At 59.0% G+C, this 9,737-nt stretch carries 6 protein-coding genes and 1 tRNA gene; 3 read left to right on the top strand and 4 right to left on the bottom strand.

Annotated features, from left to right (window positions below; all coding sequences use genetic code 11):
• Positions 1–99: 99 nt before the first annotated feature.
• Entirely contained in the window at positions 100–3,570 is a 3,471-nt protein-coding gene (locus tag GHO03_RS07495) for a PAS domain-containing hybrid sensor histidine kinase/response regulator (protein ID WP_153399505.1), read from the bottom strand.
• Positions 3,571–3,811: 241 nt separating this feature from the next.
• Between GHO03_RS07495 and GHO03_RS07500 the strand changes: the two genes are divergently transcribed.
• Both GHO03_RS07500 and GHO03_RS07505 read left to right on the top strand, forming a co-directional pair.
• Positions 3,812–4,963, top strand: a complete 1,152-nt coding sequence (locus GHO03_RS07500; protein ID WP_095019435.1) for a TDT family transporter — start codon at positions 3,812–3,814, stop codon at positions 4,961–4,963.
• A 115-nt stretch (positions 4,964–5,078) separates the two neighbouring features.
• Positions 5,079–6,953: an MFS transporter gene (locus tag GHO03_RS07505; protein ID WP_153399509.1), complete on the top strand. Its 1,875-nt coding sequence runs from the start codon at positions 5,079–5,081 to the stop codon at positions 6,951–6,953.
• A 96-nt stretch (positions 6,954–7,049) separates the two neighbouring features.
• On the opposite strand, the gene sugE is transcribed toward GHO03_RS07505, so the two are convergent.
• From sugE to rdgC, 3 genes are all read right to left on the bottom strand, one after another.
• Positions 7,050–7,364: a quaternary ammonium compound efflux SMR transporter SugE gene (gene sugE, locus GHO03_RS07510; protein WP_095003103.1), complete on the bottom strand. Its 315-nt coding sequence runs from the start codon at positions 7,362–7,364 to the stop codon at positions 7,050–7,052.
• A gap of 118 nt (positions 7,365–7,482) precedes the next feature.
• On the bottom strand, positions 7,483–8,448 hold the full coding sequence (locus GHO03_RS07515) for a bile acid:sodium symporter family protein (RefSeq protein ID WP_095003104.1): 966 nt from the start codon (positions 8,446–8,448) through the stop codon (positions 7,483–7,485).
• Positions 8,449–8,581: 133 nt separating this feature from the next.
• Complete coding sequence (gene rdgC, locus GHO03_RS07520; RefSeq protein ID WP_153399507.1) at positions 8,582–9,502, bottom strand: recombination-associated protein RdgC; 921 nt, start codon at positions 9,500–9,502, stop codon at positions 8,582–8,584.
• A gap of 160 nt (positions 9,503–9,662) precedes the next feature.
• Here rdgC and GHO03_RS07525 point away from each other — a divergent pair.
• Positions 9,663–9,735, top strand: a tRNA-Val gene (locus tag GHO03_RS07525).
• The last annotated feature ends 2 nt before the right edge of the window (positions 9,736–9,737 follow it).

Genomic DNA, 9,737 nt, shown 5'->3' on the forward strand with positions numbered 1-9,737 from the left:
TGTGGGGGGGGGGGCTTGCTGCGATGGCATCAACCAGGCTCTGCAAGTAAACCGAGTTGGCACTATCGCGAGCAAGCCCGCTCCCACAAGGGCGCTCAGCTAGAGCGGCACATGCCTGCTCAGCAGCGCCCGCAGCACGGCGGGCTTGACCGGCTTGGGCAGATACTCAAGACCGGCCGCATGCACCTCGGCGATCATCTCGGGGCGGCCATCGGCGCTGATGACCACGCCCGGTACAGGCTCGCCCAACTGGGCTCTTAGCCAGCGCATCAGCTCTGTCCCGACCTCGCCATCATCCAGATGGTAATCAACCAGTACCAACTGCGGCCGCACGCCTTCATTAAGCAACGCCGCGCATTCTTCGCGGTTGCGCGCTGTCCAGACCTGGCAGCCCCAGCGTGTCAGCAGGCTTTGCATGCCGATCAGGATGCTGTCTTCATTGTCGATACACAGCACTCGGGCGCCTGTTAGCGGTTGGCCATTCTGCTCGGCGACCACCGGCTGCGGTGCGGCCTGGCTCTTTGCCATCGGCACGCGCACGCTGAATACGCTGCCAAAGCCGGGCCATGAGCGCACTTGCAGGCTGTGCCCAAGTACGTGGCACAAGCCGTCGGCGATGGCCAGGCCCAGGCCCAGGCCTTTTTCGGCGCGGGTCTGGTGGCTGTCGAGGCGTTTGAACTCTTCAAAAATGACCTGCAGTTTGTCTTCCGGGATGCCCGGGCCACGGTCCCACACCTCAAGGCATAGCTCACTGCCGCGTCGGCGTACGCCCAGCAATACCGGGCCCTTGGCGTAGCGGAAGGCATTGGTGAGGAAATTTTGCAGGATCCGGCGCAGCAGTTTGATATCACTGTTGACCCGCACGCGGCTACCGTGAACCCGGAAGCTCAGGCCCTGTTCCTGGGCCTGTGCAGTGAACTCATTGCCCAGGGTTTCGAACAGGTCATTTATGGCAAAAGGCTTGATGTCGGGCGTGATCTTGCCGTTTTCCAGGCGGGAAATATCCAGCAGGTCGCTGATCAGGTCTTCAGCCGAACGCAGTGAGCTGTCCAGATGCTGCACCAGCTTGCGGGCTTCGGCGCTCAAGCCTTCCTCTTGATGAGAAAGAGCAGACGAGAACAGGCGTGCCGCGTTCATGGGCTGCATCAGGTCATGGCTGACTGCTGCCAGAAAACGGGTTTTCGACTGGCTGGCTGTTTCAGCCACGCCTTTGGCTTCGGTTAACGCCTGATTCAACTGCGACAGTTCAAAGGTGCGCTCGGCAACACGTTGCTCCAGGCCTTCATTGGCTTCGGTCAGGGCCTGTTCAGCTTCGCGGAACGCGGTGATGTCGGTGAAGCTCATGACGAAACCGCCGCCGGGCATCGGATTGCCGATCAGCTCGATGACGCGGCCATTGGGGAACAGGCGCTCGGAGGTATGCGCCCGACCCTGACGCATCCAGTGCAGGCGCCGGGCCACATGCACTTCGGCTTCGCCGGGGCCGCACAGGCCACGTTCAGCGTTGTGGCGGATAATGTCAGCAATCGGGCGCCCCACGCTGATCAACCCCTCCGGGTAGTCGAACAATTCCAGATAACGTCGGTTCCAGGCCACCAGCTTAAGTGACTGGTCGACCACGCTGATGCCCTGGGTGATGTTTTCAATGGCGCCCTGGAGCAAGGCGCGGTTGAACTGCAGTACTTCGGACGCTTCGTCGGCAATCCGCACCACGTCTTCCAGCTGCATTTCCCGGCCTTCAATCGCCGCTTTTACTACCGCACGGGTAGAGGACGCGCCGAGCACACCGGCCAGTAGCCGTTCGGTGTGGGCGATCCATTCGCCATTGGCGTTCTGGTTAGGGTTAAAGCCCTTGCCCTGACGGTAGGCGAAGCGAATAAAGCTCTGGTGCGCGCGTTCTTCGCCGACAAAGCGTGCGGCGAGGGCCAGCAGGTCATTGATCTGTACCGACAGCATCGAACGACCGCTGGGGTGGCTGCTCAGCTCCTGGCCGATAAAACGTCCGGCCTGCCAGTGTTCTGACACGCGGGTTCGCGACAGCACCGAAACCCAGGCAAACAGGGTGAAGTTGCCTGCCAGTGACAGCACCACACCCTGTGTCAGCGGGGTGATCGAAAGGCCCAGCGGGTTACTGTGCAGCCACGCCAGCCCAGGGAAGTGGCTCAGGTGCCAGCCAAAGCTGTGGGCGATGATCGGCAGTACCAGGGTGTAAAACCAGATAAAGGTGCCTGTCGCCAGTCCGGCGAAAACCCCCCGGCGGTTGGCCTGCTTCCAGTACAGGGCGCCGAGCATGGCCGGCGCCAGTTGGGTGACGGCAGCGAAGGCAATCTGGCCAATGGTGGCCAGGCTGGCGGTCGAACCCAGCAGGCGGTAGCTGACATAGGCCAGCAGCAGAATCACCACAATCGACACGCGCCGCACCGAAAGCATCCAGTGGCGGAACACCTCGAACGGGCGCTCGGCGTTTTTGTGGCGCAACAGCCATGGCAGCAGCATGTCGTTGGAAACCATGGTCGACAGCGCCACGCTGGCCACGATGACCATGCCGGTGGCCGCCGATGCACCGCCGATAAAAGCCAGCAAGGCCAGCGCCGGGTGGGCCTGGGCCAGGGGCAGGCTGATCACGAATGAATCCGGTAATACCGAGCTTGGCAGCAACATTTGCCCGGCCAGGGCGATGGGCACTACAAACAGCCCGGCCAGAATCAGATAGGCCGGGAACACCCATTTGGCCAGTTGCAGGTCCTGGGGTTCGATGTTTTCCACCACGGTAACGTGGAACTGACGGGGCAGGCAGATAATCGCCATCATGGCCACGCCAGTCTGGACGATCATCGAGGGCCAATTGACGGTTTCTTTCCAGTACTCCTCAAGCCGCGGTGCGAGCATGGCTTGATTGAACAGATCGTCGAAGCCGTCATACAGCCCATAGGTTACGAAAGCGCCGACGGCGAGAAAGGCCAACAGCTTGACCAGCGACTCAAAGGCAATCGCCAGCACCATGCCGCGGTGGTGCTCGGTGGCATCGAGGTTGCGGGTACCGAAGAGGATGGTGAACAGCGCCAGCACCAGGGTCACGATCAGCGCCGTGTCCTCGACCCTCGAGCCGGTTGCATCGGCGCCGGCGCCGATCAGCAGGTTGACCCCCAGCACAATGCCTTTGAGCTGCAGGGCGATATAGGGCAGTACGCCCACCAAGCAGATCAATGCCACCACAATGGCCAATGACTGGGACTTGCCGTAGCGGGCGGCAATAAAGTCGGCAATCGAGGTGATGTTCTCCTGTTTGCTGATCATCACCATCTTTTGCAGCACCCAGGGCGCGCATACCAGCAGCAGTACCGGCCCCAGGTAAATCGGCAGGAATGCCCAGAGTTGTTCGGCGGCCTGACCAACGGCGCCGAAGAACGTCCAACTGGTGCAGTACACCGCCAGCGACAAGCTATACACCCACGCGCGAACCCGCGGCGGCAGTGGTTTGCTGCGCCGGTCACCATAAAAGGCAATGGCAAACATAATGGCCATATAGGCCAGGGCAACGGCGGCAATCAGCCCGCTGGACAACGACATGGACGCTCCTGAAGGTATAAGGCCGCAAGCAATCCCGCTTGAGACAGCTAGTCTCGCATGATGTTCGGAGCGCGTCAGTGTCGACCATGGTCTGAGCGCGGCCTGGTGTCGCAGGGTTTGAAGTTGGTCGATATGATCTTATATAGGTGTAGTAGATAACAGTTAGAGAAATTACCCGTTATATAGATATTCGATTTGGTTCTACTCTAATTGCACCTCAAACGAGGCTCAGGAGGAACCCATGACTTGCCCAAACAAAGCCAAAGCCGCTTTTCGGCCATTTAGCCACTTGCAGCACCCCCGCGAAGTGATCCGCCAGTTCACCCCGAACTGGTTTGCCGCGACCATGGGTACGGGGGTTTTGGCCTTGGCCCTGGCTCAATTACCGGTGCATATTCCCGGTGTACATGCCTTTGCCGAAGGGTTGTGGTTGTTCAATATCGGTCTGTTTATTCTATTCAGCGTGCTTTATGGCGCGCGCTGGATGTTGTATTTCGACGAGGCGCAGCGCATTTTCGGGCACTCCACAGTGTCGATGTTCTTTGGCACCATCCCCATGGGCCTGGCCACCATCATCAACGGCTTTCTGGTGTTCGGCGTGCCGCGCTGGGGTGACGGCATGGTGCAGGTGGCCGAAGTGCTGTGGTGGATCGATGTGGCCATGGCGCTGGGCTGTGGCGTGCTGATCCCCTACCTGATGTTTACCCGTCAGGATCACAGCATCGACCAGATGACTGCTGTCTGGCTGCTGCCGGTGGTGGCCGCTGAGGTTGCGGCAGCCAGTGGCGGTCTCTTGGCACCGTATCTGAGCGATACCGTCACGCAGTTTCATGTGCTGATTACCAGCTATGTACTGTGGGCGTTTTCGGTGCCGGTGGCATTCAGCATCCTGACCATTTTGATCCTGCGCATGGCGCTGCATAAACTGCCCCACGAGAGCATGGCTGCATCCAGCTGGCTGGCGTTAGGCCCTATCGGTACGGGTGCACTGGGCCTGCTGTTGCTGGGTGCCGATGCCCCGGAAATTTTTGCGGCCAATGGCCTGGCACGAATCGGTGAGATTGTCGAAGGCCTGGGCCTGATCAGCGGGGTGATTCTGTGGGGTGTGGGCTTGTGGTGGATTGTGATGGCGGCATTGATCACTATTCGCTACTTCCGCTCGGGCATCCCGTTCAACCTGGGCTGGTGGGGCTTCACCTTCCCGCTGGGGGTGTACTCGCTGGCCACCCTGCGCCTGGGCAGCATGCTGCACCTGAGCTTCTTTGATGTGGCCGGTTGTGTGTTGGTACTGGCGCTGGCCCTGATGTGGCTGCTGGTCGGCAAGCGCACCGTACAAGGCGCCTATCGCGGCGAGTTGTTTGTCTCGCCCTGCATTGCCGGGTTGAAGAAGTAAAACGTACCCTCGGGTTCTGTGCACCTATGCACAGAACCCGAGCAAGGTTGTGCCCTGAGTGTTACAACGGCCCTCCAAAGAGAAAGCCCTTCAGCGCAACGTGAGTACATGGATGATGAGTCACCCCTCGCAATTCAGCTTGCTAGGCAAGCGCCGCTTCCTGCCTTTTTTCGTGACCCAGGCCCTGGGCGCGCTCAATGACAACCTGTTCAAGCAATCGCTGATTCTGGCCATCCTTTATAAGCTCAATATCGAAGGTGACCGGGGTATCTGGGTCAATCTGTGCGCGTTGCTGTTTATCGTGCCTTTTTTCCTGTTCTCGGCCCTGGCCGGTCAGTTTGGTGAAAAGTACGCCAAGGACCGTCTGATTCGTCTGATTAAGCTGGGCGAAATCGCCATCATGGTGGTTGCAGCCATTGGCTTTGCATTCGACCACCTGGCATTGATGCTGGTCGCATTGTTCGCGATGGGCACCCATTCGGCGCTGTTCGGCCCGGTCAAGTACTCGATACTGCCGCAGACCCTGCGGCCAGAAGAGCTGGTGGGTGGTAATGGCCTGGTGGAAATGGGCACTTTTCTGGCGATTCTGGCGGGCACCATTGGCGCCGGGATCATGCTGTCCTCCGGCAATTACACGGTTATCGTTTCGCTGGTGATTATCGCGGTCGCAGTGCTGGGGTACCTGGCCAGTCGCGCCATTCCGTCTGCGCCGGCAGATACGCCGCAGTTGCGGCTGAACTGGAATATTTTCAGCGAATCCTGGGCCACTCTGCGCCTGGGTCTGAATCAGACGCCTGCGGTATCCCGTTCCGTGGTGGGCAATTCGTGGTTCTGGTTTGTTGGTGCGATCTACCTGATGCAGATCCCGGCCTACGCCAAGGACTGGCTGTCTGGCGACGAGACCGTTGTGACGTTGATCCTTACAGTGTTCTCAGTGGGTATCGCACTGGGGTCGTTGTTGTGCGAGAAACTGTCGGGGCGCAAGGTCGAAATTGGGCTGGTGCCCTTTGGTTCGTTTGGCCTGACCGTATTTGGCCTGTTGCTGTGGTGGCATTCGGGGCTGATGCCGCAAAACATCCAGGCCAACGACTGGCTGGGCGTACTGGGTTTCAGCCAGGCCTGGTGGGTGCTGCTGGATATTCTTGGACTCGGCGTGTTTGGCGGCTTCTATATAGTGCCGTTGTATGCGCTGATCCAGTCGCGCACCTCGGAGAGCGAGCGGGCGCGGGTGATCGCGGCCAACAATATCCTCAATGCGCTGTTTATGGTGGTGTCGGCACTGGTCACCATCCTGTTGCTCAGCGTGGCCGGGCTGACGATCCCCGAGTTGTTTCTGGTGGTGTCGTTGATGAATATTGCGGTCAACGCCTACATCTTCAAAATCGTGCCTGAATTCAGCATGCGCTTCTTGATCTGGCTGCTTGGCCATTCCATGTACCGCGTGCAGCACAAGCACCTGGAGCTGATCCCCGATGAGGGGGCAGCGTTGTTGGTGTGCAACCATGTCTCATATGTCGATGCATTATTGATAGGCGGCGCAGTGCGTCGTCCGATTCGCTTTGTCATGTATTACAAAATTTACGATTTGCCGGTTCTGAACTTTATCTTCCGTACTGCGGGGACTATTCCCATTGCCGGTCGGGGGGAAGATGAAGCAATCCATGATCAGGCATTCGACAGGATTGCTCGCTATCTGGCTGACGGCGAACTGGTGTGCATCTTCCCTGAGGGCAAGCTCACCACGGACGGACAGATCGACGAGTTCAAGGCGGGGGTGATGCGGATTCTGGAGCGCACGCCGGTGCCGGTGATTCCGATGGCGTTGCAGGGGCTGTGGGGCAGTTTTTTCAGTCGCGATCCGCACAAGGGCTTTTTCCATCGCCTATGGTCGCGGGTGACGCTGGTTGCCGGTGCGCCGATAGCGGCTGATGAGGCTACGCAAAAGCTGTTGCGTGAGCGGGTGATGGCGTTGCGCGGGGCTGTGCAGTAAATCAAAAACACTGTGGGAGCGAGCCTGCTCGCGAAGGGGGACTTGAATACCAGGTCGGCCCAATCGCGAGCAAGCCCGCTCCCACAGTTTTTCGTGCTATGTGCTGACTTTAAGGCCCACCAGGCCGGCAATGATCAGTGCAACACTGGCCAGCCGGAACAACGCCATGGATTCACCAAACAGGATGATCCCGGCAATCACAGTGCCCACCGCGCCAACGCCCGTCCAGATTGCGTAGGCAGTGCCCAGCGGCAGTTCTTTCATGGCCAGACCCAGCAAGCCAAGGCTGATGATCATGGCGCCTACAGTCAGGGCCGTCGGCAACGGGCGGCTGAAACCGTCGGTGTACTTAAGGCCTACAGCCCAGCCAACTTCAAACAGGCCGGCGAAAAACAGAATGATCCAGGACATGGTCTTCTCCATCAACTGATGGGGTCGTCCCCGGAATAATCACTCGATGAGTCGCGAGGTCGTCCTCGCAGTGCGCAGTATATTGCACATGATTATTCCCACAGGCAACCCCGATTTTTCACTCAATAGCAGCCTTGGCTGCTGCCAGGCGATCTTCTTTTTCGCTCATGCGCCGGAAATAGGTCGACAGCAGCGCCCCCGAAATATTGTGCCAAACGCTGAACAGCGCACTGGGCACGGCCGCCAACGGCGAGAAGTGGGCGCTGGCCAGAGCCGCGCCCAGCCCCGAGTTCTGCATGCCGACTTCCAGGGCCAGGGATTTACGCTGGGCCAGGGGCAATTTGAACAGACGGCCGGTAAAGTAACCGAGCAAATAGCCGAAACTATTATGCAGTATCACCACGGCCATAATCAGCAAGCCGGACTTGGCGATTTGCGCCTGACTGGCCGCCACCACGGCGGCGACGATAATCACGATGCTGACCACTGACACCAGCGGCAGCACATCGACGGCAAAGCGCACCCGTGCGCCAAGCAGGCGCTGGGCCAGTACGCCGAGCACAATCGGTAGCAACACAACCTGCAGGATCGACCAGAACAGCTCCATAAACGAAACCGGCAGCCAGGCCGACGCCAGCAGCCAGATCAGGGCCGGGGTCAACAAGGGGGCGAGGAGGGTGGTCACGGCGGCAATCGCCACCGACAGCGCCAGATCGCCCCGGGCCAGCCAGGTCATGACATTGGACGAGGTACCGCTTGGGCAGCAACCGACCAGGATCACCCCAACGGCGATTTCCGGTGGCAGGTGGAACACCTGGCAAAGCAACCACGCCACGCCGGGCATGATCACGAAATGTGCAACCACACCCAGCGCCACACGCCAGGGGTGACGGGCGACTTCGGCGAAGTCATCGAGTTTGAGGGTCAGGCCCATGCCGAACATCACCACGCCAAGCAGCGGCACGATGTAGCCTTTAAGGCCAACAAACCAGGCTGGCTCAAGAAACGCCAGCACGGCAAAAATCAGAACCCAGTAAGCAAAGGTATTACCGACAAAGCGGCTTAAGGCAGCAAGTGCGCGCATGGTGGTCCTTATTGTGGTTGTTCTGGTGGATATGATTGTGGGAGCGAGCCTGCTCGCGAAGATCTCGTGAGCGCCGTGGCGCTACTTTCGCGAGCAGGCTCGCTCCCACAAAAAAAACGATTGCAGCGGGTGTTTAGATGCCCTGTGGGATCTCTTCGCCGCCCAGTGCTTCAAACAGCTGTGGCAAGAACTCGCCGAAGGTCAGCATCATCAGGGTGAAGCTGGCGTCCTGCTGGCCCAGATCGTCATCACCGCCGTCCTGTTCGGCCTGGTCTTGCAGCAGGTCTTCGAATTTCAGGCGTTTGACCACCAGTTTGTCGTCCAGTACGAACGACAGTTTGTCCTGCCAGGCCAGCGACAGCTGGGTTACGACTTTGCCAGTGCTCAAGTGCAGCTGGATTTCGTCGCTGGTCAGGTCCTGGCGTTTGCAGCGGATGATGCCGCCATCTTCATGGGTGTCGCGCAGCTCGCATTCGTCGAGGACAAAGAAGTTGTCGGCGGCGTTCTGGGTCTTGACCCATTCCGTCATCACCGCACTTGGTGCAACCTTGACTGCCAGTGGGCGAACCGGCAGCGAGCCGATCACTTCACGCAGGGTGGACAGTAAATCCTCGGCGCGTTTCGGGCTGGAGGCGTTAACCAGGATCAGGCCCTGTTTTGGCGCGATGGCGGCAAAGGTGGCGGAGCGGCGGATAAAGGCGCGGGGCAGAAACGCCTGGATGATTTCATCCTTGAGCTGATCGCGTTCCTTTTTGTAGACCTTGCGCATTTGCTCGGCCTCGATCTCTTCGACCTTCTCCTTTAATGCATCACGCACCACACTGCTCGGCAGGATGCGCTCTTCTTTGCGGGCGGCAATCAGCAGGAATTCCTGGCTGACGTGAACCAGCGGGGCGTCTTCGCCTTTGCCGAACGGGGCAACGAAACCGTAGGTGGCTACTTCCTGGCTTGAACACGGGCGGGCCAGTTTGGTGGCCAGTGCAGTTTCCAGCACCTGTGCATCAAATGGCAGATCTTGGGTCAGGCGATAGATAAGCAGGTTTTTGAACCACATGGGGTGAATCACTCCTATATACAAAGACGCATTATTCGCTTGATAACCTTAATAGGCCAACCCTGCGCTAAGCCTTTGTAGTGCTTGGGAAAATTATTTTAAAAAGTACTTGCCAGACTATAAGTCGCTCCGTAGAATGCGCGCCACACCGAGAGTGAAAGGGTGATTAGCTCAGCTGGGAGAGCATCTGCCTTACAAGCAGAGGGTCGGCGGTTCGATCCCGTCATCACCCACC

Source organism: Pseudomonas sp. FSL R10-1339 (assembly GCF_009600545.1).
GTDB lineage: Bacteria > Pseudomonadota > Gammaproteobacteria > Pseudomonadales > Pseudomonadaceae > Aquipseudomonas > Aquipseudomonas bubulae.